The organism is Mycobacterium interjectum, from assembly GCF_900078675.2.
Lineage (GTDB): Bacteria > Actinomycetota > Actinomycetes > Mycobacteriales > Mycobacteriaceae > Mycobacterium > Mycobacterium interjectum.
The window spans coordinates 1,278,621-1,305,252 of the sequence record NZ_LT546237.1 but is presented as its reverse complement, the minus strand read 5'-3'; the positions used below and the strand labels follow the sequence as shown (position 1 = coordinate 1,305,252).

Sequence of the window (26,632 nt, the reverse complement as noted above, 5' to 3'; positions counted from 1 at the left end):
AGCCGCCACCCTAGAGCGCTCGCAAGCGCGGCGTAGCCGGGCGCTGCGGGGCGCGACCGTCGGAGCAGGCCGCGCCGGTCGTTTCTACACTGGTCCGGTGTCTAGGGAAGCGGTTTCTCCGGCCGCCACCACGCCCCGCCGCTCGGACCGTCGGCCGGCGCAGACGATCCGCAAAGTCCTCGACGCCGGGCTGGAAGAGCTGCGCAAATCGTCGTACGCGAACCTGACGATGCGGGCGGTGGCAACCCGCGCCGGGGTCTCCCCGGCCAGCGCATACACATACTTTCCGTCGAAGAGCGCGTTGGTGGCGGCGGTGTACCTCCGCTTTCTGCGCGACCTCCCACTGCACACCGACGTCAACGACACCACCCCGGCCCGGGTCGGTGCGACGCTGCGCGACATGGCGCTGATGGTGGCCGACGAGCCCGAGTTGATGACGGCCTGCGGCGCCGCGCTGATGGCCGACGATCCCGCGGTCAAACCGCTGCGCGAGGAGATCGGCGCCGAGGTGTCGAGGCGGATCGGTGCCGCGCTGGGCCCGGGGTGGCCGCGGGCGGTGAAATCCGCGCTGCAGATGACGTTCGCCGGGGCGCTCCTGACGGCACGGTTCGTCAGCTACCAGGAGATCGCGGGGCGGCTGGACGAGGCCGTCGAGCTGATACTGGGCGCATCGCACGCGTAACTCGTTGCGGTGGAACGGGATTCAGTCATGTGGCGTTAGGGTTTCGATGAGGCGGGCCCGCGGTCGCCTATCTGCAATTGCCCGGGTGGTTGATCCGTTCGGCGAGTTCGGCGATCCTCAACGAACCGACGTTGACGACCGGCAGAGGAGTGGACGTGGTGGGTCTGGGACAAGTCGCGCTCAACAGCGCACCCGTGTTCGGTGGTGTGATGCTGGCCGTTGCGGCCGGCCAATTCAGGGGTCCGAACTACCGCGAGCTGATCAAACAGGACATGGATTTGCTGGATCGTCTCCCGCCGGAGGCCATCGCGCGGCGTGCCGAGCTGCAACGCACCATCGATGACCGCATCGACGACCTGGTCGACGTCGCCGACAGGAATCGCGCGCTGCGCAAGGCCACGCTGTCGTACCGGGGCAATTGGCGGGATGTGGTGCTGTTGCTCTGCGTGGTGTTGTTCACCATCATCTGGTGGGAGGTCGATCACAGCCGCGGCAACTGGCTGCCGATGTTCATCCTGCTGATCCTGCTGTCGGTGGTGACCGCGGCGTACGCGTTTCGGGGTGTCCTGCGCGCCGCCACCTCCCTCCTGCGCGGCCGGGACACCGCGAAGTAGCCCCGCCGTTACGCCCCTGAACTGCGATTTTGCCGGCCGCGGGGGGACGGGTCGATTCTGGGCCGGGATGCTCGCCGAGCATTCGCCCCCGCGTTATGCCAAAATTTTGACGTGAAGTTCCCTGCCCTTCTCAAACTGATTTGTGCTGCGCCGGCGCCGATTTGGCTGTTGGTGATCGCGCCCGTTCCCTCGGCATCGGCCGAGCCGTGCCCCGATGTCGAGGTGGTCTTCGCCCGGGGCACCAGCGAGCCTCCCGGCGTCGGCGGCATCGGCCAGAATTTCGTCGATACGCTGCGCTCGCGAGTTGGCGGCAAATCGCTGGGCGTGTATCCGGTCAACTACCCGGCCACCACGGACTTCCCCACCGCCATTGACGGCATCAACGACGCCGGCCACCACGTCGAGTCCATGGCGGCGAGCTGTCCCAAAACCAAGATGGTGCTGGGTGGATATTCCCAGGGCGCGGCCGTGATGGGTTTCGTCACCGCGAACAAGGTGCCGGACGGAGCAAACCTCGCGCAACCACCCCAGCCGATGCCTCCCGACGTCGCCAACCACGTCGCCGCGGTCGCCCTCTTCGGCAAGCCCTCGGGCCAGTTCATGAGCATCATCAACGAGCCGCCGGTCACGGTCGGCCCGCTATATGCGCCCAAAACGATCGACCTGTGCGTTCCCAACGATCCGGTCTGTTCGGGATCGGGATTCCCGGCCGCGCACCGGCAGTACGTCGACGCCGGGATGGTCGATCAGGCGGCCGATTTCGCCGCGAGCCGCCTGTAGGCGCGCGAACGGGCGATCGTGACCGGGGAGATCGAGTGGGGATGAACGGTCCGCTCGAGCATGTCGGGAGCGCCGCCTTCGACGTCGCCGACCGGCTGGCCATCATCAACTTGTTCGGCGCCTACGCCTACACCTATGACGAGAACCTGCTCGACGACTTTCGTGCCTTGTTCACCGAGGCACCCGAGCTCGTCCTGTGGCACGAGGGCCGCCCGCTGTCGGCGGACATCGATACGGTCATGAGCCTGCTCGCGGTCCGGAAGGCGGGGTTCAAGGCCGAAAACAACCAGCGGCGCCACGCGCTCAATTCGTTTTGGTTCTCCAGCCAGGGCGACACCGAGGCGACGGGGCACTGTTACGTCCAGGTTTTCGCCGTCAGAGACGGCGGCCCGCCCGTTCCCGATCTGACCGGCCGTTACGAGTTCACGGCATCCAAACAGGGCGGCGCGTGGCGGCTCAGCCGGTGGGTGGTGGCGATCGATCAGGCTCAACCCGGCGAGTGAGCCCGGGTAACTCAGAAACGGGGCGCGCTCTCGAGAACTTCGAGGGCCGCATCGATGTTCGGAACGATCGTCGGGCCGTAACCGCTCACCAATTGTCCCAGCGCCCGGGCGACGTGCGGACCCACGGCGCCGGCGGCCAGCACCTCCTCGGCCAGCACGATGCCGTTCACCACGTGGGCGGCGCGGAGCCGGCCGTCGGCGGTGAGTTCATAGCGCCAGTCGCCGATTTGGATCCGCTCGGGCTGTGAGCGGAAAAAGCCCCGCCGTGGCGGGACCAGGACCACCCCGGGAACACCACAGAACACCTTGACGACCAACGCGACTCCCCCGGGCCCGGCCAGGGCCGACCCGACGGCGTGAGTGACCCGTTCGTGATCGAAGGCCGTCATCAATCACTCATCGGCAGGACGAACGACGGCGTCAGAATTTGCGCCTCGCCGCCGCGACGGACGGCCGTACCCGCCACGTAGAACTCCACCGTGTGGTGTCCCCACGCATAGTTCGAGATGGCGAAATGCACACCGACGACGCCGTTTCCGCCGTCACGCTCGGCCTCGCTCTGCATGCGCGACATCGCCAGCTCCCGGGCCTGGTAGCTGCCCTGTGTCCATTGGGGCATCTCCGTGTTGCGTCCCGCCTGCTTCAGCATCGTCAAAAACCCCTGCACGGCGACGTGGAACACGCAGTTGCCCATCACGAACGCGACCGGGGTGTAGCCGGACCGCAGCAGGGTCGTCAGGTCCTGGCCGGACAGGTGGCTGGTGAACGCCTGCCCGTTGGGGCGCCGGTATGCCCCGGGTTTCGCGGTGTACCGCACCGCGGTGCCGACAGCAATGAACTCGAGGTGCTCGCCCTCCCCCTGATGACGCCATTCGAGGCGGACGCCGACCACTCCGTCGGCGCCGAGCGAATCGGCCTCGGCCTGCATCCGCGACATCGCGTTCCACCGCGCGCGGTAGGTCGCCTCGGTGAGCACCGGCAGCTCGGATTGCTGCCTGATGCCGGTGAACTGGTAACCCACGTGATAGACCGACACGCCCATGACCAGTTCGATCGGTTCGAACCCGGCCCCATGGAGCAGGGCGAATTCGTTGATCGACAGGTCGGAGGTGAAGACCTTGCCGGCGTGCGACAGTCGTTCGCTGGCAACTGGGTCGAGCGGGTTCGGTTGCATCGGCTGCAGGCCCTCCTGAGGTCCGGAAGGACAGCGTAGCCCGCCGGGCGGCGATCACCGGATGGCTACGCCTCGCGAGAACTATCGCGGACAGCTACCTTCCGGCTGATCGTCGCCGCACTCCAGCAGCTCCTTGAGCGCGTCGGGGAACGCGTCGGCGATGTCCCACAAGTCCGGCAGCAGGTCGGGGCAGCCGATGATGCCGATGCCGAGTTCCCCGTTGAGCGACATCACGGTGATGTTCAGCCCCGCGCTGCCGATGATCGGTCCCATCGGATACATGGTGTCGACGTGGCAGCCCAGGAAATACAACTGGGCCTGCGGGCCGGGCACGTTCGACAGGATCAGGTTGTATGCGGGGCTGTGCGATATCGGGATGCGCGGCAGAATCCGCATGGCCGCGCCGAACATCGTGGGTCCGCCGAACTGCGTCCAGTCGTGCAGCAGCGTGGGGCCGATGGCCGCGGTGTGGTCCTTCGCGGCCGCATTGCCCGCCGCGATGCTGCGGATGCGTTCGGCCGGATCGCCGATTTGGCTTTCCACCCGGCAAAACATCCAGGTGGTTTGGTTGCGGCCGGGCCGGTCGGACTTGTCGTGCACCGACACCGGCACGGTCGCCACCAGTGGCTGGTCGGGCAGCTCGCCGCGGTCGAGCAGGAACCGCCGCAGCACCCCCGCGCACAGCGCCACCACGACGTCGTTGATCGTCACCCCGAACCGGTCCTTGACCCGCTTGACATCGCGCATGTCCAGCTGGGAGTAGGCGATATTGCGGAGCCGGCTGACGGCGCCATTGAAGGGGGTGGGCGGCGCCGAAAACGGCGCGGCCATGGTGCGCCCGTCGCGCGCGCGAAGCGCCGTCTGCGCCAACGTCAGCATGGTCGCCGGCAGCACGGTTGCAAGCCGCACTGGCCGCAGGGCGAACCCGAGAAGTCCGCTCGCGGCAATCTGCAGCGCGTTGCCGCGACCCGCGCCGCGCGTCGGCCGCGGTGGCGGCGCGTCGGGATCCAGGGTGCAAAGCTGGGCGAGCAGGTTCGCGCCGGCCACTCCGTCGACCACGGCGTGGTGGACCTTGAGCAGCGCCGTCACCGCGCCCGCGCGGGCGCCGCCCTCGAGCACCCACATCTCCCACAGCGGTCGATCGCGGTCCAGCGGAAGCCCCGCGACATAGCCACAGATGTCGGCCAGTTCGCGGCGCCCCCCGGGCGCCGGCACCCCGAGGCGGCGCAAATGTCGCCGCAACTGGAAGTCTTCGTCATCCACCCACACCGGGTGATCCAGGTTCAGCTGCGTGTCGGCGAGCTTCATCCGAAATTCCGGCATCGCGGCCACGCGCTTGGCCACCGCGGCTCGAAAGCGGCCGTAGGTATAGCCGCCCGGCATCGTCGAGGTGTCCAACTCCAAAATGCAACACACGTTCAATGGCTGCGTCGGAGTCTCCAAATAGAGAAAGAATGCGTCAAGTCCGCTTAGTCGTTCCATAACCGCCCGCCCGACTAGTGACCGCTAAATCCCCCGACCTAACCCCACAGAGTTTAGGTAGCGCAAATGTGGAAAGCCACTGCATTACAAAACTTTTCGCGTTAATTGTTGATGACCGCGGCGTGATTTCAACGGTCCCGCTCCGAAGCGGGACGCAGCAATCCCCGGGTGCGGCGCGCGCCCCGATGAAGACCGACGGGTTCCCCGAACGCCGCGACAGATAAACATTCGGCGCCGATCACCGCGTCGCCCCGGGCCGCGCCGCCGTCTTCGAATTCGGCTTCCACGCCAGGGGGGTCGCGACGACCCCCTCCGCGATAACCAGCGGTCGGTTGATCGGTTCACGCGGCGCGCGGGTCAGGTAGGCGGCGAGCCGACCATCTTGTGCAGGTCCTCGACCGACCAGGGTTCGGCCCCGTGGTGGTCGCGATACGCCAGCACGCGCGGCGTCGGGCGATCGAAGCTGCCGACGAACCCGCCCGCGGCGACGAAGATCTGACCGGTCACGTCGTGCGACAAGTCGCTGGCGAGATAGGCATAGAGTGGGGCCACAAACGCCGCCGGAGCGCTGTCGAGGGAGGCTCGCATCGTCATCTCGTCGAGCATGCCGCGGCGATGGAGGTCCGCGATGTGTCGCTCGTACTCGGCGCCCGTGGAGAGCCGCGTCCGCGCGCCGGGACACACCACGTTGGCCCGCACACCATGGGGCTTCAGTTCCGCCGCGATGGCCATGGTCAGCGCGTTGACGGCGCCCTTGCCCGCGGGGTAGCCGGTTCCGCCGTAGTCCCCGAGAAACGCCACCGAGCCGGTGTTGACGATCGCCCCGTGCCCTTGCGCGGCCATGACACCCGCGGCCGCCCGGCAGGTATGAAACGTCGTACCGAGATGCGCGCCGATCAGGCGGTCGAATTCTGCCGGCGAGACATTCAGGATCGACGAGTCGGCAGGCTCGGCGATCCCGGCGCAGTTGACCAGGGCGTCTAACCGCCCGAAGGAACGCATGCATTCGTCGATGAGCGCCCCGGCTACACGTTCGTCGTCCGCGGCGCCGATCACCGGCGTGGCGCGGCCCCCCGATCCGGTGATCGCCGCGACGGTCTCCTGCACGGCGTCGGCGTCGCGCCCGTTGACGACCACGCCGGCGCCGAGATCGCACATCAGTTCGGTGACCGCCCGCCCGATGCCGCGGCTGCCACCGCATACCACCACGCCGCGGCCACCCAGCAGGTGCGGGCTACGCATCGGCATGTGTCGCGGTGGTCACACCCATCTGGCGAACAGTACCCAGGGCGACACCGGAACGAGAACGCCATGCCGCAGCCAACCGTCCGCTTTCGTGCTGTTATGCGAGCGGGATCGCGGTTTCCCGCGACGGGGCGTAGAGTTGCCAGTGAAGTCCGTTCTGGACATGTCGCCGTTTAGCTCAAAGCGGTCAATCAGCCCGCACGGTTGTTTGGGCTTGACGTCCGGCGATACCCGCACCGTCATCCCTCCCGTTGTTGCTATGTGCGCTGATCATCGACTCGTCCACGGATAAAGGTGCGGTGGAGGCGGCTGTGCGCATAGCTGCGGTGCCTCCACGCACGTGACCCATAGGGAGTGGGCCAAAATGCAAACCTGTTCGTGCACTTATCGTTTCACTGCGAGTTTGGTCAGCAAGACGCGCTCGAGCCTATGAGCAACGTCGCGACACCACCCCGTCCTACCCGGTCTGCCAGCGCACAATCGAACGATTCCTACGACGACGTTGTCGAGATGTTCGTCGCGCTGCGCCAGATGCCGGGCGAATCCCACGAGTACTGGCGGCAGCGCGAACGAATCGTCGCGCGATGCCTGCCCCTGGCGGACCATGTGGCCAGCCACTTCGCCCGTCGCGGCGAAGGTCTAGACGACCTGATTCAGGTCGCCCGCCTGGGGCTGATGAACGCCATCAACCGGTTCGACCCCGACAAAGGGCCCAGCTTCATCGGGTTCGCGGTTCCCACCATGATGGGTGAGGTTCGGCGCTACTTCCGCGACTACAGCTGGGGCATGCGCGTGCCGCGCCGGCTACGCGAGTTGCACGTCCAAATCAGCCGGACGACAGGTGATTTGGCGCAGAAGCTGGGCCGCGCGCCCACCGCCGGCGAGCTGGCTCAGGTGCTGGAAGTCCCGCGGGAGGAAATCGTCGAATGCCTCGTCGCGGGCGACGCCTATCGTCTCGACTCGCTCGACGCGCCCCTCGGGGCCGACGACTCGGGCAAACCCCGACTGGTGGCCGACGCGGTGGGCGGCATCGATCCGCAAATCGAGCACATCACCAACCGCGAGGCAGTCCACGCCCTGGTGGGCGCGCTCCCCGAGCGCGAACGCCAGGTGCTGTACATGCGGTTCTTCGAATCGATGACCCAAAGCCAGATCGCCGAGCGAATCGGCGTGTCGCAGATGCAAGTCTCTCGCATCCTGGCCAACACCCTGCGCTGCCTGCGCGACCAGCTGGAGTAGTGGCGATCGCAAGCGCGGCGTAGCCGGGCGCTGCGGGTCGCCACCATAGGACGTGGCGATCGCAAGCGCGGCGTAGCCGGGCGCTGCGGGTCGCCACCATAGGACGTGGCGATCGCAAGCGCGGCGTAGCCGGGCGCTGCGGGTCGCCACCATAGGACGTGGCGATCGCAAGCGCTGCGTAGCCGTGGTTGCGGTTCGCCACGGCCTGGCAGCACCTTCGGCGCGTCCAGGCGATGTACTGTGCGATTCGGAAACGAGTCGACGGTGTCGCCGGAGTCAGCCTGGAAGGAGCGCGATGCGATGAGGGTTTCTCGGACTGTGATCGCGGGCCTCGCGGCGGCGACGGCGCTGACGGCATCGGTGGCCGGTTGCGGCGGTAAGCCGGCCCCCTCGACCTCGCAGACATCGCAGTCGTCATCCAGCCCCGCCACCAACAGCAGCAGCCCGGCGACGAAATCGTCGGCGCCACCGCAAGCCGGCGACTACGCCTCGCTGTTGATCCAGGCCACCGACATCGACGCACCGATCCAGTTCACGGGCAGCCCGCCGACGAATAACCCCAACGGCCAGCCGGGCGTCGCGACGACGTTCAGCACCCAGGACAACAGCCACGTCATCAAGGACACGATCCAGGTCCTCCCGGACCCGGCGGCTGCCACGAACGCGCTGAATGCGGCGAAGGGCAATCAGGGCAATAACGTCAAGAATCCGAAAACCGAACCATTCAACGTCGGAACGGGCGGAACGACGCTGACCGGCAACTCGCCGGACAACTCCAAGGGCGTCCTGATATTGATGTTCACCGAGGGCCGGGCGTTCGTCACGCTGGAGTTCGACGGACCGGTCGACTCGCTCCCGCCGCAGGACTTCGTCACCGACGTGGCGCAGAAGCAGGACGCGGCCGTGAAGAAGGGGCTCGGCGGTTGAGCCGAGCGCCTGACGCGAGCAGGCGAGGGGATTTATGAACGTCGTCAACGGCCTGCCGGCCCATGCGCTACTGCTGCATCTAGTGGTGGTGTTCGTGCCGCTCACGGCCGTGCTGGAAATCGTCTGCGGCCTGTGGCCGGCCGCCCGGCGGGGCCAGCTGCTGTGGCTCACGCTGTTGCTGGCCACCGCCACAATGGTGATAACGCCCATCACGGTCAACGCCGGCGAATGGCTCTACGACCTGAGGAAAAAGCCCAGCCCCATCCTGCAAGAACACGCCGAACGCGGCAGCACGATGGTGTACTTCGCCGCCGCCCTGCTGGTGGTCGCGATCGGGCTGGTCGCGCTGCGCTTCATCGAACGCCGATCCGAGAAGCGGCGGGTGATCAGCCAGGTCGTCGTGGCGATTATCGTTCTCGCCGTGAGCGTCTCGTCGATGGTGCAGGTCTACCGCACCGGTGATGCAGGCGCCCAATCGGTATGGGGAGGCGAGATCGCGCGCCTCGAGAAGTCCAACGGGACCTAGCCAACTCGCGTCAGTGCACGTTCAATGCGACGCGCGCCCACGCGTTGTTGCCGTAGCCCCGCGGGTTCCACAGCGACGCCGCGGATTCCGGCTGTGTGGCACCGGCCTCGTCCCAGGCACGGGCGGTGATGCGCAACGGTCCCGGCGGGACGTCGACGTCCAGCGACCACGGTCGCCACGACCATTTACCGGGGGCCGGATGCAAATCGGCTTGCCGCCAGGTGAGCCCGTCATCGAGCGACACGTCGACGCGCTCGACGCTGCGGCCGTCGCCGGCGATGCCGTAGCCGCGGATGGTCAACTGACCGCGTGGCACCCGGTCGTCGTCGGTGGGGTCGAGGATGTCGCAGTTGAGCGCCAGCGACGACAGCGAAATGCCCTCCCCGGCGGCGGCGGCGTCGGGGTCGGCGTCCGCCGGCAGGATGCGGTAGTCGCGTGACTGGAAGTAGTTCTCCGAAGGGCCCGTCTGCACGGTGATGGCAGAGATCCACTTGACGCTGCGCGCACCGACGTATCCGGGCACCACCACCCGCACCGGACCGCCGTGGGCGCGCGGGAGGGGTTCGCAGTTCATCTGCCACGCGAGCAGCACTTCGGGCGACATGGCCTTGCTCAGCGGGATGGAGCCCCCGTAAGGCTGCAATGGCGTCGCCTCCTCGGCGATGTCCGATGCCTCGAAGGCGACGTGCAGCCCGTCGTCGTGATGCGCTCCCGCGGCCGCCAGGACGTCGGCCAGCCGGACGCCCCGCCACTGGGCGGTGGAGATCGCCCCGTGCGCCCAGTGCTCTTTCCCGGGTATAGGCCGCACCCGCAGCAGCTCGGCGCGCCGATTGCCTGCGCATGCCAGCGTCGCCACCACATCGTGTTGATCGAACTCGGTGGTCAGCTGCGCATACGTCAAGGTGAGCGGCCTTGCCACCCGTCCGTTCACTGCCAGTCGCCAGTACTGCGGCGCCGTGTTGGGGAACCGGCCGTGATTGCGGGCGTAGAAAGCGTCGATCGGGGTGATGCCGCCGCCGGCCAGGACTCCGGGCGGCGGTTCGGCGTTGTAGGGAAAGTGCGCACGCACGATCATGTCGTCGCGTTTACCCCACACTGCCGTGGTCGGCGTCATGGCGCTTATTGTCACGCTTCCTCCTCTGCCGGCGATATCAGCAATCGTTCCTCCGCTACGCGGCTAGCGCTAGGGGGGTGAGTTTTGTGGGGGCACAAGTTTTACTTGTGGGTACCCCCAAAGCCGCCTTGTACCCAAAGGATCGTCATGCCGCTGAGCAGTCACATACCGCAGCTGTCCGCGTTCGAGATTTTCTTGGCCATCGCCCGGACCGGCAGCCTCGCCGCCGCGGGCCGGGAATACGGGCTGACGCAGCAAGCGGTTTCGGCGCGGCTGGCCTCGATCGAGGCCCAGACCGGTATCCCGCTGGTCATTCGGACACCACGCGGTTCGCAACTCACACCCGCGGGAGTCGTCGTCGCGGAGTGGGCGGACCGCTTGCTCGACGTCGCCCAGTACGTGGATGCCGGGTTGGCGTCATTGCGAGCCGAAAGGCGCAAGCGCGTGAAGGTGGCGGCCAGCCTCACGATCGCCGAACAACTCATGCCGCGCTGGCTGGTATCCCTGCAGCTCGCTGCAAGCCGGCTCGGCGCCACCACTCCCGAGGTCATCATGACCGCCACCAACAGTGACCAGGCGATCACCGCCGTGCGCGACGGGAAAGCCGATCTCGGCTTCATCGAGACGCCCCACCTGCCAAAAGAGTTACGCAGCAAGGTGGTCGCGCACGACGAGCTCGTGCTGATCGTGCCCCCCGACCACAAATGGGCGGCGCGCCAGCGATCGATAACCGCGGCGGAACTGAGTCGGACGCCGCTGGTGACTCGCGAACCGGGATCGGGGACGCGCGATGCGCTCACCGCCGCACTGCGCCGAGCGCTGGGCGAGTACGCCCCGCAAGCGCATCCGGTNGGCCGGCGCGGGGCCCGCGGTGATGAGCAGGCTGGCGGTCGCCGACGACCTGGCGATCGGGCGGCTGCGGACGGTGCCGATCGCCCAATTGGACCTGAGACGCCAACTGCGGGCCGTCTGGGTGGGTGGGCGCGCACCGTCCGCCGGAGTCGCGCGGGACCTGCTCACGCACATCGCCGGCCACGTGGCTCGTTAGCTCCCTTGCCCACTGCCCCGTTCGTCCCCTATGTTCCGTTCGTGGTGACGGACGTCACATCGGGGCGCACGGCGAAACGGAGCTGATCAGATGGACGTCATTGGACACTGCGACGCGCGTTTCGACGAGGTCCGAGCGGCGCTGGCCGCCAACATCGCCTCCGGCGAAGAGGTTGGCGCGTGCATCGCCATCGACATCGGCGGCGAAAGCGTCGTCGACATCTGGGGCGGGCACGCGGACGCCGCACGCACCAGGCCCTGGGTCGAGGACACCATCGTCAACGTGTGGTCGTCCACGAAGACAGTCACCAGCCTGGCCGCCCTGATGCTCATCGACCGCGGTCTGGTCGAACCCACCGCGCCGGTTGCCGCTTACTGGCCCGAATTCGCCGCTAATGGCAAGCAGGACATCGAGATTCGCCACATTTTGTCGCATACGTCCGGCGTGTCCGGCTGGGACTTACCCTTCGCCACCGAGGACATGTATGACTGGGACAGGGCCACGGCAGCCCTGGCGGCCCAGGCACCATGGTGGGAACCGGGAACCGCATCGGGCTATCACGCCCACAATCAGGGCCACCTCATCGGCGAGGTGATACGCCGCGTCACCGGGCATTCGCTCAAGGACTTTGTCCGCGACGAAATCGCGCGGCCGCTCGGCGCCGACTTCCAAATCGGCGCGGTGCCGGCCGATTACGAGCGCATCGCCGAAATCGTCCCGCCGCCTCCCCTCGAGTTGCCGCTCGACCAGCTTCCCGAGGACAGCCCGATGCGCAAAACCTTCAGCGGTCCACCGCCCAACGCCGACGCCGCGAACACGCCGGCCTGGCGCGACGCCGACATGGGCGCCCTGAACGGCCACGGCAACGCGCGTTCCCTGGCGGCGATCCTGTCGGTGATTTCGTTGGGCGGCACGGCCCGTGGAGTTCGACTGCTCAAGCCCGAGACGGTCGAGAGGATCTTCGATGAGCAGGCAAGCGGCGTCGACCTGGTGCTGCCCGCGCCGCTGCGCTGGGGTCTGGGATACGGGCTTCCGCAGCAGGAGGCGCTCCCCTACGTCCCCGACGAGAAGATCTGCTTCTGGGGTGGCTGGGGCGGATCGATGGTGTTGGCGTGGCCCGACCGCCAAACCACCGTCTCCTACGTGATGAACAAGATGGGGCCCGGGATCCTCGGTTCGGACCGGATGGCGACCTACGGAGAACTGATCTTCGACGCGCTCGGATCGGCGGCCTGACGGCATATTCGCTGCCGGTCAGCCGGGCGCCGTGCTGCTGTTCGCCGAGGGCGGCCTTGCCGGCTGAGCGGCTACGAATTCGGCGTGAGAAGGAACAGCCGAAACGGGCGGCCGCCGGCGCGGTCTTGGGCGATCTGATAATTGGGCCAGTGCGTGAGCACGGTGGCCCATGCCCTGGCGCGTTCTTCTCCGGTGAGCAGGCGCACCTTCGCGGTGAATCGGTGGCCACGCCTGCGAACGGTGACCCGTTCTGTCGCTTTGAGATTCGCCGACCACGACGGATGGCGGGGCAGACCCCAGTTGGAGCCGACGACCAGCAGCCCGTCCTCGGTGGGCACACATTGCACCGTGGCGGTGCGGGCAAGACCGGTTTTGCGCCCCGACGTGGTGACTTGCACGTTCGGCACCCCGATCAGGTCCAGGACACCGAGGCGCCCGTTGCTTGCGAAGCGGATCACCGCTTCGGCCCCTTGGGCTACCGGTCGCCCCCGAAGCACCAACCAGCGGTAGGCGGTCGGGTTGCGCGCCACCCGCTGCAGCGGATTCACAGCCGTACTCTATTCCCGACCGGTCCGGTCGGGCATCCCGACCGCGTAATGCTCCCGGCCACCGCGGATTTCGCGTACGACGGCGCGTCCGGGCCGGGCCCGCGGGAGGTGCGCGAGGCCGCCATTAAATAAATGGTTTGATTTAATCTTGCGGGCGGTGTTCACTGAGGCGATGACCGCCGAGCGGATGGCTCGCTCCGAGAGGTCGACGGGCACCCGAGAGGCGATCTTGTCGGCCGCCGAAGTGCTGTTCGCCGAGCGGGGCATGTACGCGGTGTCCAACCGGCAGATCAGCGAGGCGGCAGGGCAGGGTAACAACGCCGCGGCTTGCTACCACTTCGGGACGAGGACCGACCTGCTCCGGACCATCGAGAGCAAGCATCGCGAGCCGATCGAGGAACTGCGCGCGCAAATGCTCGCCGACGTGGGCGATTCGACCGAGCTACGGGACTGGGTGGGCACCTTGGTGCGTCCACTCACCGACCACCTGGCCGCCCTGGGCACCCCGAGTTGGTACGCACGGTTCGCCGCCCAGGCGATGGCCGACCCCACCTATCGACAGGTCGTCACCAAGGACGCGCTCACTTCGCCGCGACTGGTGCAGACGATCGACGGGATCACCCGCTGCCTGCCCGAGCTGCCCAAGCGCGTGCGCTTCGAGCGAATCGTGATGGTCCGCAACCTCCTGATGCATACCTGCGCCGAGCACGAGGGCGCCCTGGCCGAGCACGGGCCACGGTCGCGGTCGAGCTGGCCCGTTGCCGGAGAGGGGCTGATCGACGCGATCGTCGGTCTGTGGCGCGCGCCGGTGCATGTCGGCGCGGCAGATGAGAACCGAGGAGGACGATGACCGAGATCTCGACCGCCACCGATATTCCCGACTTTCCGATGACGCGGGCGCCGGGTTGCCCCTTCGCGCCGCCGCCGGAGGCGTTGGCGCTCAACGCCGACAAGCAGCTGAGCCGGGTGCGCATCTGGGACGGCAGCACGCCCTGGCTGGTCCACGGCTACGACGCGATACGCGCGTTGTTCACCGACTCGCGCACCAGCGTCGACGACCGCCTGCCGGGCTATCCGCACTGGAACGAAGGAATGCTGGCGACCGTCCACAAAAGGCCCCGCTCGGTGTTCACGTCCGACGCCGAAGAGCACACCCGATTCCGCCGGATGCTGTCCAAGCCGTTCACCTTCAAGCGCGTCGAGGGCCTGCGGCCGGCGGTGCAGAAGATCGCCGACGATCGCATCGACGCCCTGTTGGCCGGCCCTAACCCCGGCGACGTCGTGAGCACCGTTGCGCTGCCCGTCCCCTCGCTCGTCATCAGCCAATTGCTGGGTGTGCCCTACGAGGACGCGGATTTCTTTCAGGAGCAAGCGCAACGCGGCACCGGGCGCTACGCGACCGAGGAGGACACGGCCCAGGGCGCCGCCTCGTTGGCGAAATACATCGCCAAGCTGATCCGCGCCAAGATGGAAGACCCCTCGGAGGATTTGGTTTCCGATCTGGCGGAGCGGGTCAACGCCGAAGAGCTCAGCGTGCGCGAGGCCACCCAACTGGCCCTCGGCGTGCTGATCGCCGGGCACGAAACCACCGCAAACATGCTCAGCCTGAGTGTGGCGGCGCTGCTCGAGCACCCCGATCAGCGAGCAGTGCTGCGTGACGCCGACGACCCGAAGACGATCGCCACCGCGGTCGAGGAATTGATGCGCTACCTGAGCATCATCCAGACCGGCCAGCGTCGCATCGCCGTCGAGGACATCGAGGTTGGCGGGGAGACCATCCGGGCCGGCGAGGGCATCATCCTCGACGTGGCGCCGGCGAACTGGGACCCCCGCCAATTCCCCGACCCGGACCGGCTGGATTTGGGCCGCGAGGACGGCGCGCACGTCGGTTTCGGCTACGGCCGCCACCAATGCGTGGGTCAGCAGCTGGCCCGAATGGAACTGCAGATCGTGCTGCCCACCCTGCTGCGCCGCATCCCGACGCTGCACCTGGCGGTCCCGCTCGAGGACCTGCCGTTCAAACACGACTCGTTGGCGTACGGCGTCTACGAGCTTCCCGTGACATGGTGAAGCCGGACCTGCGCCTCGAAGTCCCGGACCTGTCCGGGAGGTTCGCGGTGGTTACCGGGGCCAATAGCGGTCTGGGCCTGGGTCTGGCGAAACGGTTGGCGACCGCGGGCGCCGACGTCGTCCTGGCCATCCGCTGCCGGACGAAGGGCGAAGCCGCGATCGCGGAGATCCGCCGGCAGGCACCGGCGGCCAAGCTGGCCATCAGGCATCTGGACCTGTCGTCCCTGAAGAGCGTGGCGGCGTTCGGTGAGGAACTGGCGGGCGAGGGCCGCCCGATCGACATCCTGATCAACAACGCCGGCGTCATGACACCGCCACAGCGCCGGAAAACGCAGGACGGCTTTGAATTGCAGTTCGGCACAAATCATCTGGGCCATTTCGCGCTGACCGGGCACCTCCTGCCCCTGCTGGGCGCGGCGACCTCCGCACGCGTGGTCACGGTCAGCAGCATCGCCGCGACGCAGCGCGGCCTCGACTTCAACGACCCCAACGCGCAACATGGCTACAAACCCATGCGCTCCTACGGAATGGCCAAGCTGGCGCAACTCATGTTCGCAATCGAATTGGATCGGCGCAGCCGCCTCGGCGGCTGGGGGGTGATGTCCAATGCCGCCCACCCGGGGTTGAGCAAGACCAACCTCCTCAGCGGCGCGTCCTACGGCCGCGACAAGCCGACGCTGCAGGCGCGGCTCACCAGGCTGACCTGGCGCCTGCTGCCCTTCATGTGGCTGGACGTCGACGAGGGCATCAAGCCGTCGCTGTACGCGGCGGTTTCGCACGGCGCCGAAGGTGGCAGGTATTACGGGCCGCGCGGCTTCTACGAAACCGCCGGGGGCGGAGTCACCTTCGCCGCGGTGCCCGGCTTGGCGCGCGGCGAGGCGGACATGGATCGGCTGTGGCAGGTTTCCGAACAGTTCACCGGGGTCAGGTATCCGCAATGAAGGGACGATGATGTCAGGTCCGGCCCGCACCCTGTACCCGGAGGGGGTGATCGGTGCGCCCAAGCACCGCCGCGGTCACGCAGCAGAATCCGTCACGGGCCTTCCCGCCGGCACGGAGGTGTTCTCGGCCGATAACCACATCTCGGTAGCCGACGACATCTTCTACGAGCACTTCCCGGACGACCTGAAGGACTACGCGCCGCGCATCTGGTACGAGGACGGCGCCTACCTGCTCGGCCATCCGGGACAGTCCATGGTGGTCGGCGATTTCAGCGCGGTGCTCATGCAATACGACGACCTGGCCGGCGCGGTCTCCAACAACATCGACGCCCGCGTCCGCGAACTCGCCGAAGACGGGGTCGACAAGGAACTGGTGTTCCCCAACGCGGTGCTGGCCCTGTTCCACTACCCCGACAAGGATCTGCGCGAACGGATTCTGCGCATCTACAACGAACACATCGCCGCGGTGCAGGAGCGCTCGAACGGACACTGCTATGGCGTCGGCCTGGTCAACTGGTGGGACCCGCGCGGCGCCCGCCGCACGCTAGCCCAGCTGAAGTCGCTGGGGCTCAAGACTTTTCTGATGCCGCTGAACCCCGGCAACGACGACAACGGACACGTCATCGACTACTCGAGCGCAGCGATGAGCGCGGTGTGGGACGAGATCGAGGAGGCCGGCCTGCCGGTCACCCACCACATCGGCGAAAGCCAGCCCAAGTGCCCGAGCGAGGTCAACAGCGTGGCGGTCGCCATGATGGTCAACATCGACTCCTTCCGGGAGATGTTCTCCAAGTACATCTTCGGCGGCATCCTCGACCGGCATCCCGGGCTGCGGGTCGGCTGGTTCGAAGGCGGAATCGCCTGGGTGCCGCCGGCTCTGCAGGACGCCGAACACGTGCTGGCCTCCTACCGGCACATGCTCAAAGGCCACCCCGAGCACGACGTCCGCCACTACTGGGACCAGCACATGTGCGCGTCGTTCATGGTCGACGGGCTGGGGCTCGGCCAAATCGAGGAGATCGGAATCGACAAGGTGATGTGGTCATCGGATTACCCGCACAACGAGAGCACTTTCGGCTACTCGGAGCGGTCGCTGGCCGCGGTGGTCGACGCCGTCGGCCCCGAGGACGCCGTCCGCGTCGTCAGCGGCAACATCAAGGCGTTCCTGGGCGTTTAGGATGACGAACTCACTCACCGCCCGCGGCTCGGTGTTCGACATTCCCGACGAGCCGAACTGGGGGCGCATGCGCGCCGAGACCGGCGCCCGCCTGCGGGCCGCGATGGCGGACCACGGCATCGACGCGCTCATCCTGCTGATGAACGGCTACGTCGGATACGCGACGGGTACCAGCTGGCGGCTGCTCGATGCGGGCCTCTCGCACGTCGAGCGCCCGGTGGCCGTCGTGCTGGCCGACGACGAACACCCACACCTGTTCATGCCTTTGGGTGGCGGGGCGTTCCCGGAATCCTCCGGTCGACCGGTTCCCGAGGATCATCTGCACGGGCCGGTGTATCTCGAATTCGACCAGGGCGTGACGGAGTTCGCGCGAGAGCTGGCCGAGCTGATCCCGCCGGGCGCGGCGGTGGCCGTGGACGAGCTCACGGGCGCGATGCGGCGGGCGGGCGACGCACTGTTTCCCTCCGGCCCGCCGTCGGATGCGGCGATCGTGGTCGGCGCGGCGCAGTTGGTCAAGACGCCAGACGAGATCTCCTGCCTTCGCCGCGCGTGTCGCATCACCGAACGGGCCATGGCCGATGTACAGGAGGCACTGGCACCCGGCGTTCGGCAGATCGACCTGTCGGCCAGGCTGGTTCGGCGCGCCTTCGAGCTGGGCGCCACCACCAACATGCTCGAGGCCATCTGGCAGGTGATGCCCAGCTCGCGGGAAACCGGGGTGTGGACCACCCACGGTGATCTCGCGTTGCCCCTGCTCCCCACCGCCCGGGAGCTGGCCGCCGGCGACGTGCTGTGGACGGACATCAGCATCAGCTACGCCGGCTACTGCTCGGACTTCGGGCGAACCTGGCTGGTCGGCGACACGCCCTCGCCGCGGCAACAGGACCAGTTCCGCCGGTGGCGAGCCATCCTCGACGAGGTGCTCGCCGTGACCAAAGCCGGTGTCACGTCGGGGGATCTGGCGCGGGCGGCGATCGCTGCCAACGGCGGTCGCAAGCCGTGGCTGCCGCACTTTTATCTCGGACACGGCATCGGCACCTACCCCGCCGAAGCACCGATGATCGGAACGGATCTCGGCGAGGAATTCGACGACAACTTCGTCTTCCCACCCGGCATGGTGCTGGTGCTCGAACCGGTGGTGTGGGAGGACGGAACCGGCGGCTACCGCAGTGAGGAGATCGTGGTGATCACCGAAGACGGCTACACGCCGATCACCGACTACCCGTACTCCCCCTATGGCTCCCCCTATGACGACTGAAGTTTCGCCCGATCCCCTCTCGTTGCGCACAGGGCGTCGCGAGCGGGCGCTGGCGCAAATGAAGGCGCACGACCTCGACATCCTGGTGCTAGGGCGGCAAGCCAACATACGTTACGTCACCGGCGCCCCGCAGCTGTGGATCGCCGGGACGCGGCCGTTCGGCCCGATGTGCGTCGTGGTGCGGGCCACCGGGGCGATATACCTCAACAGCACCGACGACGAGGGAGTCCCCGACGAGATCGGTCGCGATCACCTGTACGGGCTGGCGTGGAACCCGATGACACTCATCGAGGTGCTCAAGCACATCGACGGTGCGGCGACGGCGCGCCGGGTCGGAACGGATGCCATCACACCGACTTTCGCGGCGTTGCTGCCCGAGGCTTTCCCCAACGCCGAACTCGTCGACGGCGAGCCGGCCATGCGAACCGCGCGCCGCGTCAAGACACCCGATGAGATCGCGGCCATGGGCCCGGCGCTCCGCGTGGCGGAAAAGGGGCTCGCCGCCGCCTTGGCGGAGTTGCGGCCGGGCGTGTCCGAGCAGACGCTGGCCGGTGCCGCGCTAGAGGCCATGGCCGCCGGCGGGGTGAGCACGCCGGCCACCCAGGATGTCGCCTGGGTGACTTCGCGGGAAGACCCGTGGCAACGCCGTCGTAGCGTGGTGCAGCCGGGCGATCTTGTCGCCTTCGCGGCGGGTGCGCTGGCCGACGGGTATGTCGCCGAGGTGGGCAGGACCTTCCAGGCCGGCGACGCCGTGAACGGCTTCACCCGCAAGGTCTTCTCACGCTCGGAGGCGCTGTTCGACAAGATGATCGCCGCCTGTCGGCCCGGTGCTCCCACTACCGCGCTGCTTTCCGCCTATGAGGCGGCCGGCGAGCCGCTGCCGCCCATTCCCATTGCGCACGGCTTGGGACTTGGTTTCGACCCACCCGTCGTGTCCGAAACACTTTCGGCCGCGGGCGAACTCGACCGGCTCGAAGCCGGAATGGTGCTGGCGATCAGCGGCCACGTCTGGCAGGAGGGCATCGGCGGCGTGTTCCGCCGCGACACCGTCCACATCACCGATGGCGGCGCCGAACTGCTGACCGGCGATCCCAGCTGACCCTAGGACGCTGACCGCTCTCCCTCGCCGTCCTCGTCGTTGTCTTCGTGGTGGAGGAGTTTTTCGGGGTGATGGAAGGTGTTGGTTCGGGGTTGACCGCGGTCCAGGTGGGGTGGGGTATCCATTCGGTTTCGCCTCGGGCGTTGGTGCGGGTCATCCAGCCTTGTTCGGCGAGTCGGTTGTCGGGACCGCACGCCAGGGTTAGGTCGTCGATGTCGGTGCGGCGGGTGGCCGCCCAGCCCCGGACGTGGTGGACCTGGCTGTGGTAGGCCGGCGCGTCGCAGCCGGGCTTGGTGCAGCCGCGATCCCTGGCGTAGAGCACAATGCGCTGCGCGGGAGAGGCCAGCCGCTTGGTGTGATGCAGCGCCAGCGACCGCGCCTTGTCGAAAATGGCCAGGTAGTGGTGGGCGTGGCCGGCCCAGCGGATCACATCGGAGATGGGGACCAGGGTGCCGCCGGCGGTGAGGGCCTTGCCGGCCGCGGCCTCCAGCTCCTTGAGCGTGGTGGTCACCACGATCGACACCGGCAAGCCGTTGTGTTGGCCCAGGTCCCCGGAGGCGAACAGGGCGCGCAGCCCGGCCAGGAAGGCGTCGTGGTTGCGCTGGGGCTGGGAGCGGTGATCGCGCCGTGCCGCGTCGTCGTCGGGGGTGGCATCGACGACCGGGATGTCGTCGTCGGGGTTGCAGGCCCCGGGGGCGGCCAGCTTGGCCACCAAGGCCTCGATGGCGGCCCGCAGCTCTGGGGTGATGAGCCCGCTGATGCGCGACATGCCGTCGCATTGCTGGGCGCCCAAGATGATGCCGCGCTGGCGGGCCCGCTCGGCGTCGCTGAAGTCCCCATCGGGATGCAGCACACCCATGAGTCGGTGGCTGTATGTGGCCAACTCGTCGGGGCGAAACCCGCGGGCCTTGCCGGCCAGGTCGGCTTCGGCGGCCGCCCGGGTGAACACGTCGACCTCGGCGGGCAGATGGGCAAAAAAGCTGCGGATGATCTTGATATGACCCTCACCGATCAGCCCCTGGCGTTGGCCGGCCGCGGTCGCGGCTAGCTGCGGCGCCAACGGCTCACCGGTCAGCGCCCGACGCTCGCCCAAATCCCCGGCCTCGTCGACGCGCCGGCCCGCCTCGGCCTTGGTGATCCGCAGCCGGTCGGCCAACGCCGAACGCAGCGTGCCACCCAGCTCTGCCTTGCTGGCCTGCGCCCCGATCTGATTGATCAAGCCGTGTTGGGCGGACCGCAGCCGGCGCGCCTCGCACTCGAGGCGCTCCAGGGCCCGCAACCGCTCCGGGGTGGTGAACACGTCAAAGGACAAGCCGCACAAGCGGTCCAGCTCCGCGCGCAGCGCGTCGAAGACCTCGACGATCTCCTCACGACTGCTCGCACCCATGGCCCAAACTCTACGAACACCCACTGACAAAATCGGCCGTGTTGGGACCACTGAAACAACTGTGACGCAAGGGATTACGGAGATACTCGGCTGCCGGGTTGGACACCTGCAACGACCTGCGGGAGGCGCCGCCCCTGATAGACACCCAGCCTCCCCTGGGAGGGGATGACGCCCACCGATTCGTGCTCAAGCCGCCGGCGGGCTGACGGAGCCGTCCTCGGCCAGGGCCACATCGAGCAGCTCGCCGACGTCGTGCCGCTCCCAGAGGTTCAGCAGGTTGGACAGCATCTGCAGCGGCGCGCGCACGCCTTCGTCGTTCCTGACCCGCGGATCGGTGCGGTTTTCGGGCGGGGCGGCTCCGAATCGCTTGTGAATCAACGCCGGCACGTCCAGCAACCAGGCGACGCCCATCACCGCCGCATAGAGCAGCGTGTGCCGGCGCAATCGGTCGGGGTCGAGCCGCGGACCGCCGCACTGCTGCGCTTCCGCGACGAACAGTTCCAGCAATTCGCCGAAATGCCGGTTCCACAAGTCGGTTTCGGCGCCGGACATGGCTCCCCAGAGCGCCATGCCCATGTTCAGCTGCCCGACGCACCCCCAGTCCAGCAGGCCGCAGCGCAGGGCGCCGTCGGCATCCCGCCAAAACCAGGCGTTGTCGATGTTGGCGTTCCAGTGGCACAGCGCGACGTAGTCGGAGTCGGCGGCCAGCTGTCGCATGACCGTGTGCTCGTGGCGTGCCGTGCGCGGGAGGTCTTCGCGTAAGCGCCCCAAGAACTCTGCCGAGCGGACGTTGGTGGGCACCAGCCCGGGCGAGGTTTCGACGAAGTGAAGGAGCTGGGCCAGCCGCCGGTCCAATTTCGCGGCGTCGTGCGGTGCTCGTTCTCCCACGGTTGCGCCCTGTACGTTGAGCGGGAAGTGCGCGGCCAGCCGGCCCGGCGGGGACGCCGATCCGTAGCTGCCCGCGAGGCGGCCCAGCGCGGTCAGCAGCGCACGGTAGTGCTCGACGGGATCGGGCATCTCGTAGTCGAGGCATTTGTGATATTGCCGCTCGATCCCGTTGCTGCCGAACGGGATTCGTTCGGTGATCAGGATGCCGGTGCCGCTTGGCCGATGGTAGTCGGCGAATTGCACGACGGGTACCGCGATGGGGAATCCGGGCACGCGCGACAGCGTGGCGAACCGGATCTCCGGCTCCATCTGGGTCTTGCCCCTGTCGCGTACCGGATCGTCGAGGTCGCGGGAGAACTTGACGAACAGGTCGGTGTGCAAGCCGGGCTGCGGGCTGGCGTATTCGACCGACAAGATGACCTTGCGTCCGGTGCTGCCGCCGGCGACCTCGCGGAACGCGGTAATGCTCGTGACGGCGTTGTCGACCGAGAGCACGCCAGACGCCCGGAACGCCTCGGTGAGAAATCGCTCCCCGCCGCCGCGCAGCGCCGCCGGGTCGGCCGGGATGGGAAGGCCGAACTGGTCGCCGGTCACCATGTCTGCTCGGCCGCGCGCACCAGCATGTGGTTGACCGCCACCCGGCGGTCCCGCGTCACCATGTAGAGCACGGCGTCGGCGATGTCTTCCGGACGCAACTTGACCATGCCGGCCGTCTGTCGCTCCACCGCCGCACGCGCGGGTTCGGCCAGATGGGCAAAGATTTCGGTGTCGACGGTGCCGGGGCTGACGACACCGACGCGCACCCGCATGCCCAGCATCTCCTGGCGGATGCCCTCGCTGAAGGCATTCACGCCGAATTTCGTCAGCGAATAGACCGCGGTGTTCGGTCGCGCCACCCAGCCGCCGGTGGATCCGATGGTGACCAGGTCGGCGACGCCGCGCGGGGAATCGGCGGCCGCGTCAATCAGGTGCGGGAGCGCCGCGCGGGCGACATAGAGCACCCCGCGCACGTTGACCGCGACCATGTCATCCCAGTCCTGCAGGCTGGCCTCGGCCGCGGGCCCCGAGCGCATCAGCCCGGCATTGTTCACCACGGCGTCCAGCCGGCCCAGCTCGGCGACGACCCGTTGCACCGCCGCCGCCACCTCTCCGGCGTCGGTGACATCGGTGGTCACTGCCAGCGCTGTGCCCCCGTCGGATTCGATCTCGCTTTTCAGCTCGGCCAGTCGGTCGGCGCGGCGCGCGAGCAGGGCCACCGCCGCGCCTTCGGCGGCCAGCGCTTTCGCCGTTGCGGCTCCGATGCCGCTGCTGGCACCGGTCACCAGCGCCACCGCGCCCGCCAGTGTCTCCGTCATGGTTGGCCTCCCGCCAGTGTTCCGGTGCCCAGGATCTCCCGCAGAACGTACTCGGTGTCCTCACCCAGATCCGGTGCGCCGCGCTCGATCCGCGCTGGAACGCGCAACATCCGCCAGGACGGCCCCAGTATCGGGCGCTGGCCCTCCCGGTGATCGGAGACGAAGCGATACAACTCGCGCTCCCACAATCGTTGATCGGCAATCACATCGGGTGCGGTGGCGCTCTTGCTCGATGGCACTCCCGCCGCGCGCAGCCGGTACGCGAGCTCCTCGGCATCGTGGTTGCGGGTGAGCCGCGCGAGCTCGGCGTCGAGCGCGGCGGCGTGACGGTGTCGCTGGTCCATGGTCGCGTACCGTGCGTCGTCAGACAGCGCCGCGGCGCCCAGCGCGCCGCACAAACCCCGCCATTCGGCGTCGTTGGCCACGGCCACCGTGACCCAGCAATCGTTCAAGCAGGGGTAGCAGCCGTGCGGGCACAGGTCGGGGTGCCGGTTGCCGTTGGGGCCCAGGCGCTTCCCGGTGAGGCTTTGCTCCAGCAGGCAATCCCCGATCATCGACGAGAGGGTCTCCACCGCCGACACGTCGACGAATTGTCCCTCGCCGCTGAGCTCCCGGTGCAGCAACGCCACCACGGCCGCGTAGGCGGCTGCCGCGCCGACCGTGGAATCCCCATAGCGCATGCTCGTCCCGAGTGGCGGGCCGCCCGGGTAGCCGACCAGCGAGGCGAGCCCCGCCAGCGCGGCGAAGCATGGCGCATAGCCGGTCTGATGGCCGAGCGGTCCGTCATTGCCCCACATCTTGATCGACACCGAAATGATGTCCGGCTTGATGGCCGCCAGTTGTTCATAGCCCAAGCCCTGGCGCTCCATGGCGCCCGGACGCAAATTGTTGACGACGATGTCGCTGCGGGCGATCAGCTCGCGCAGCCGCGCCATGCCTTCGGCCGACTTGATATCGAGGTCCACGCTGAGGATTTCGGGGTTGATGCTGAGGAAGTAGGGAGCGTGGTTGATGTCGGTGCCGCCGTAGGCCCGCATCTCCTCCGGGGCGGTTGCCGTCTCGATCTTGATCACTTCGGCGCCCAACATCGCCAGCAGCTTGCCCGCGTACGGCCCGGCCCATACCTTGGTGAGTTCGACGACGCGCACGCCTTCCAGCGGGCCGCCCCGCGGTCTTTTGGGCGGCCTGAGTTGCGGCGTCTTGACCGACGGTGGCGTGCGCGGCCCCTCGGCCCGGTCCAGGATCAAGGCGGTGTGCTGGCCGAGAGCGGGCGCGGCGCAGTGGATTCGGGCCGGCGACGCGCTAAGCGCATACGGCACGGTGGCGTACGCCGCGTCCCCCAGCACGGGGTGGCTCACGCGCTGGAAGAAGCCGCGGTGGCGGTACTGCGGCGAGTGGTGCAGATCGGCGGCATCGTTGACGGGGACCAGCGGCACCCCCAGCCGCTGGGCCCGGTCGGCGGCGGACTGCTTGTCCAAGTTCCGAACCCATGCGGCGAATCCCCGCTGAAACGTGGCGACCTTCTCCGCCGTGACGGAGAACTCCAGCCAGTCGTCCTCGAAGGCGGTCAGCCACTCCGGACGGCCCATGAGTTCCCGCACGCCGACCCAGTGGGCGCGGCTGGTCATGTAGAGATAGACGAACCCGTCGGCGCAGGCGAAAAACGCCGCGGGGCCGGCCTGGTCGTAGTCGCCGCGGAGGCCCTCGGCGGGAACCTCGCCGGCGAGGAATCGGCCCAGGATGCAGTCGGCGCGGGATACCAGCACGGCGTGCTGCGACACGTCGATGAATTCGCCCTCGCCGGTGTGCAGGCGCCGGAACAGCGATGACGCGACACACAGGGCCGCGTCGAGCCCCGCCTCGTAATCGACCAGGAACCTGCCCGGCCCCTGCAGCGGGGGTCTGTCGGGATCGGCGTGACTGGGCGTGTGATACCCCCAGCCGCTGGCCTGGAAGACGTTGATGCTCTTCGCATTGTCGAAATCCGCCGGCGCGCCCTGGCCGAAAGGCGTGATCGAGCAGAACACCACGCCCGGGTGCCGTTCGGACCATCCGGTCGCACGGTCCTCAATCACCGCGTCCGCGGTGCCGATCAGGTTCTGCAGGCGATCGGCATCGTCCAGCACGACGGAGCGCTTGTTCGTGTTGAGGTAGGCGAACAGCGCGCTGCCTTCGCGTCCCGCGGCGAGGACGGGCGCCATGGCGCGGGTGGGGCTTCCGTTTTCCGGCGCCTCGACCTTGATCACCTCGGCGCCGAAATCTGCCAGCAGCTTGCCGCAGTACTCCCCCGCGACGGTCTCGGCCAACTCGAGGACCCGGATGCCCGTCAGTGCCGGCATGGGCGCCCTCTCAAAACGGTCAGGGCTTCTTTCGGCCCGAGCGGCTAAGGCGCCACTCCGGCGGGAAGTTCAGGTCGTTGTCCTTGACCACGTTGTTGAGCCCCTTCTCGAAGGTGCCCTCGGTGAGGTCGACCTCTTGCGCGTCGTTCTGGATCAGCGGCAGCATGCCCTCGACCATGCCGGTGAGCAGGCTGCCGAAGTATTCGCCCTTGTGCTGTTTGTACAGCTCGAGGAAGGTCTTCTGGACCGCGACCGTATCCGTTGGGCGGGAGCGTGAACAGGCCATCGCATACTTCAGCGTCTCTTCCTCCAACTTTTCGCGGGGCACCACACTGTTGACGAAGCCGCACTCGTACATCTCCTTGGCGCTGAACGGCCGCCCGGTGAAAAGCATTTCGGAGAACTTCCGCAGGCCCATCGTCTCGGCCCACCACCACAGCCGCGGTCCCCAGCCCACGTAGCGGAAGGCCGGATGCCCGAACAGAGCGTCGTCGGAGGACACCACCAGGTCCGCGTCGCCGGCCTGATAAAAGTGCCACCCGTAGCAGTAGCCCTTGGCCTCGATGATGCTGATCTTCCGAAGCTCCTGCAGGGGGCGGTTTCCCGCGCGGGCCTTGGCGTAGAAGTCCGTAACCGTCGACAGGTAGCGGTAGGAGCCGCCCGGCGGGTACTTGACGTCGTCGTCGTTGATCGCGAGCTCGTGCAGCAGCGGCAGGCCCGGGTTCTCCAGCATCGGCCGCTGTTCGGGCAGGTCCCCGCCGCTACCGAAATCCTCGCCCTCGCCCCGGATCACCACGACCTTGACGTCGTCGTCGACGTTGCATTTATGGATCAGGTCGGCGTAGTTCTGCCGCATCCCCAACGTGGTGGCGTTCTGCGCATCGGGACGGTCGAAGGTGATGTAGGCAATCCGGTTTTTCTTGTCCTTCTCGAATCTGATGTACTGCTCGGCTTCCTTCTTCAATTCTTCGTAGTCGTATTCAGGCATAGGGTCTTTCTC

The 26,632-nt window shown here is 67.7% G+C and carries 24 protein-coding genes and 2 pseudogenes; 15 read left to right on the top strand and 11 right to left on the bottom strand.

The window, feature by feature from the left end; translation table 11 throughout:
* Positions 1-97 precede the first annotated feature (97 nt).
* From BN4348_RS40490 to BN4348_RS40475, 4 genes are all read left to right on the top strand, one after another.
* Positions 98-682 (top strand): TetR/AcrR family transcriptional regulator, encoded by a 585-nt coding sequence (locus tag BN4348_RS40490; protein WP_066912347.1) that lies wholly within the window; start codon positions 98-100, stop codon positions 680-682.
* A gap of 149 nt (positions 683-831) precedes the next feature.
* The gene (locus tag BN4348_RS40485) at positions 832-1,296 is read left to right on the top strand and encodes a hypothetical protein (protein ID WP_211145803.1); all 465 of its coding nucleotides are present in this window, start codon (positions 832-834) and stop codon (positions 1,294-1,296) included.
* Positions 1,297-1,434: 138 nt separating this feature from the next.
* Complete coding sequence (locus tag BN4348_RS40480) at positions 1,435-2,076, top strand: cutinase family protein (protein ID WP_372514203.1); 642 nt, start codon at positions 1,435-1,437, stop codon at positions 2,074-2,076.
* Between the two features lie 41 nt (positions 2,077-2,117).
* Positions 2,118-2,579: a nuclear transport factor 2 family protein gene (locus BN4348_RS40475; RefSeq protein WP_066912344.1), complete on the top strand. Its 462-nt coding sequence runs from the start codon at positions 2,118-2,120 to the stop codon at positions 2,577-2,579.
* Between the two features lie 11 nt (positions 2,580-2,590).
* Here the strand turns inward: BN4348_RS40475 and BN4348_RS40470 are convergent, their stop codons facing one another.
* The 4 genes from BN4348_RS40470 to BN4348_RS40455 all read right to left on the bottom strand — a co-directional run bounded on the left by BN4348_RS40470 (position 2,591) and on the right by BN4348_RS40455 (position 6,477).
* Positions 2,591-2,968 (bottom strand): DUF5073 family protein, encoded by a 378-nt coding sequence (locus tag BN4348_RS40470; RefSeq protein ID WP_066912341.1) that lies wholly within the window; start codon positions 2,966-2,968, stop codon positions 2,591-2,593.
* Positions 2,968-3,753: a heavy metal-binding domain-containing protein gene (locus BN4348_RS40465; protein ID WP_066912338.1), complete on the bottom strand. Its 786-nt coding sequence runs from the start codon at positions 3,751-3,753 to the stop codon at positions 2,968-2,970. The genes BN4348_RS40470 and BN4348_RS40465 overlap by 1 nt, the downstream gene beginning before the upstream one ends.
* An 81-nt stretch (positions 3,754-3,834) precedes the next feature.
* The gene (locus tag BN4348_RS40460; RefSeq protein ID WP_066912335.1) at positions 3,835-5,235 is read right to left on the bottom strand and encodes a WS/DGAT/MGAT family O-acyltransferase; all 1,401 of its coding nucleotides are present in this window, start codon (positions 5,233-5,235) and stop codon (positions 3,835-3,837) included.
* A 357-nt stretch (positions 5,236-5,592) separates the two neighbouring features.
* A complete protein-coding gene (locus tag BN4348_RS40455; protein ID WP_167670503.1) occupies positions 5,593-6,477 on the bottom strand; it encodes an SDR family NAD(P)-dependent oxidoreductase in 885 nt (294 codons plus the stop codon).
* Between the two features lie 432 nt (positions 6,478-6,909).
* On the opposite strand from BN4348_RS40455, the gene BN4348_RS40450 reads away from it, so the two are divergent.
* From BN4348_RS40450 to BN4348_RS40440, 3 genes are all read left to right on the top strand, one after another.
* On the top strand, positions 6,910-7,719 hold the full coding sequence (locus tag BN4348_RS40450; protein ID WP_066912329.1) for a SigB/SigF/SigG family RNA polymerase sigma factor: 810 nt from the start codon (positions 6,910-6,912) through the stop codon (positions 7,717-7,719).
* A 300-nt stretch (positions 7,720-8,019) separates the two neighbouring features.
* Positions 8,020-8,646, top strand: coding sequence for a hypothetical protein (locus BN4348_RS40445; protein WP_066912626.1), 627 nt, complete (start codon positions 8,020-8,022; stop codon positions 8,644-8,646).
* A 34-nt stretch (positions 8,647-8,680) separates the two neighbouring features.
* Positions 8,681-9,172, top strand: a complete 492-nt coding sequence (locus BN4348_RS40440) for a DUF2231 domain-containing protein (RefSeq protein ID WP_066912326.1) — start codon at positions 8,681-8,683, stop codon at positions 9,170-9,172.
* 10 nt (positions 9,173-9,182) lie between these two features.
* Here BN4348_RS40440 and BN4348_RS40435 read toward each other — a convergent pair whose 3' ends face one another.
* Positions 9,183-10,286, bottom strand: a complete 1,104-nt coding sequence (locus BN4348_RS40435) for a sulfite oxidase (protein WP_066912323.1) — start codon at positions 10,284-10,286, stop codon at positions 9,183-9,185.
* Between the two features lie 147 nt (positions 10,287-10,433).
* Here BN4348_RS40435 and BN4348_RS40430 point away from each other — a divergent pair.
* Together BN4348_RS40430 and BN4348_RS40425 are read left to right on the top strand one after the other, a co-directional pair.
* Positions 10,434-11,334 (top strand): annotated as a pseudogene (locus BN4348_RS40430) (LysR family transcriptional regulator).
* Between the two features lie 90 nt (positions 11,335-11,424).
* Complete coding sequence (locus BN4348_RS40425) at positions 11,425-12,570, top strand: serine hydrolase domain-containing protein (protein WP_066912319.1); 1,146 nt, start codon at positions 11,425-11,427, stop codon at positions 12,568-12,570.
* A 71-nt stretch (positions 12,571-12,641) separates the two neighbouring features.
* Here BN4348_RS40425 and BN4348_RS40420 read toward each other — a convergent pair whose 3' ends face one another.
* Entirely contained in the window at positions 12,642-13,118 is a 477-nt protein-coding gene (locus BN4348_RS40420) for a nitroreductase family deazaflavin-dependent oxidoreductase (RefSeq protein ID WP_066912316.1), read from the bottom strand.
* A 157-nt stretch (positions 13,119-13,275) separates the two neighbouring features.
* Between BN4348_RS40420 and BN4348_RS40415 the strand changes: the two genes are divergently transcribed.
* The 6 genes from BN4348_RS40415 to BN4348_RS40390 are packed head-to-tail and all read left to right on the top strand — an operon-like array spanning position 13,276 to position 19,663.
* On the top strand, positions 13,276-13,968 hold the full coding sequence (locus BN4348_RS40415) for a TetR family transcriptional regulator (protein ID WP_066912313.1): 693 nt from the start codon (positions 13,276-13,278) through the stop codon (positions 13,966-13,968).
* A complete protein-coding gene (locus BN4348_RS40410) occupies positions 13,965-15,188 on the top strand; it encodes a cytochrome P450 (protein WP_066912310.1) in 1,224 nt (407 codons plus the stop codon). The genes BN4348_RS40415 and BN4348_RS40410 overlap by 4 nt, the downstream gene beginning before the upstream one ends.
* Positions 15,182-16,129: an SDR family oxidoreductase gene (locus BN4348_RS40405; RefSeq protein WP_066912307.1), complete on the top strand. Its 948-nt coding sequence runs from the start codon at positions 15,182-15,184 to the stop codon at positions 16,127-16,129. Before BN4348_RS40410 ends, BN4348_RS40405 begins: the two co-directional genes overlap by 7 nt.
* A gap of 10 nt (positions 16,130-16,139) precedes the next feature.
* On the top strand, positions 16,140-17,306 hold the full coding sequence (locus BN4348_RS40400) for an amidohydrolase family protein (protein ID WP_066912624.1): 1,167 nt from the start codon (positions 16,140-16,142) through the stop codon (positions 17,304-17,306).
* A 1-nt stretch (position 17,307) separates the two neighbouring features.
* Positions 17,308-18,564, top strand: coding sequence for a M24 family metallopeptidase (locus BN4348_RS40395; protein WP_066912305.1), 1,257 nt, complete (start codon positions 17,308-17,310; stop codon positions 18,562-18,564).
* Positions 18,554-19,663, top strand: coding sequence for a M24 family metallopeptidase (locus BN4348_RS40390; RefSeq protein ID WP_066912303.1), 1,110 nt, complete (start codon positions 18,554-18,556; stop codon positions 19,661-19,663). Before BN4348_RS40395 ends, BN4348_RS40390 begins: the two co-directional genes overlap by 11 nt.
* 2 nt (positions 19,664-19,665) lie before the next feature.
* Here the strand turns inward: BN4348_RS40390 and BN4348_RS40385 are convergent.
* From BN4348_RS40385 to BN4348_RS40365, 5 genes and pseudogenes are all read right to left on the bottom strand, one after another.
* Positions 19,666-21,050: pseudogene (locus tag BN4348_RS40385) on the bottom strand (HNH endonuclease signature motif containing protein).
* 186 nt (positions 21,051-21,236) lie between these two features.
* Positions 21,237-22,532, bottom strand: coding sequence for a hypothetical protein (locus tag BN4348_RS40380; protein ID WP_084454133.1), 1,296 nt, complete (start codon positions 22,530-22,532; stop codon positions 21,237-21,239).
* Positions 22,529-23,293: an SDR family NAD(P)-dependent oxidoreductase gene (locus tag BN4348_RS40375; RefSeq protein ID WP_066912299.1), complete on the bottom strand. Its 765-nt coding sequence runs from the start codon at positions 23,291-23,293 to the stop codon at positions 22,529-22,531. Before BN4348_RS40375 ends, BN4348_RS40380 begins: the two co-directional genes overlap by 4 nt.
* Entirely contained in the window at positions 23,290-25,632 is a 2,343-nt protein-coding gene (locus BN4348_RS40370) for a CaiB/BaiF CoA transferase family protein (protein ID WP_066912297.1), read from the bottom strand. Before BN4348_RS40370 ends, BN4348_RS40375 begins: the two co-directional genes overlap by 4 nt.
* A 19-nt stretch (positions 25,633-25,651) precedes the next feature.
* Complete coding sequence (locus tag BN4348_RS40365; protein ID WP_066912294.1) at positions 25,652-26,620, bottom strand: enoyl-CoA hydratase/isomerase family protein; 969 nt, start codon at positions 26,618-26,620, stop codon at positions 25,652-25,654.
* Positions 26,621-26,632: the final 12 nt, after the last annotated feature.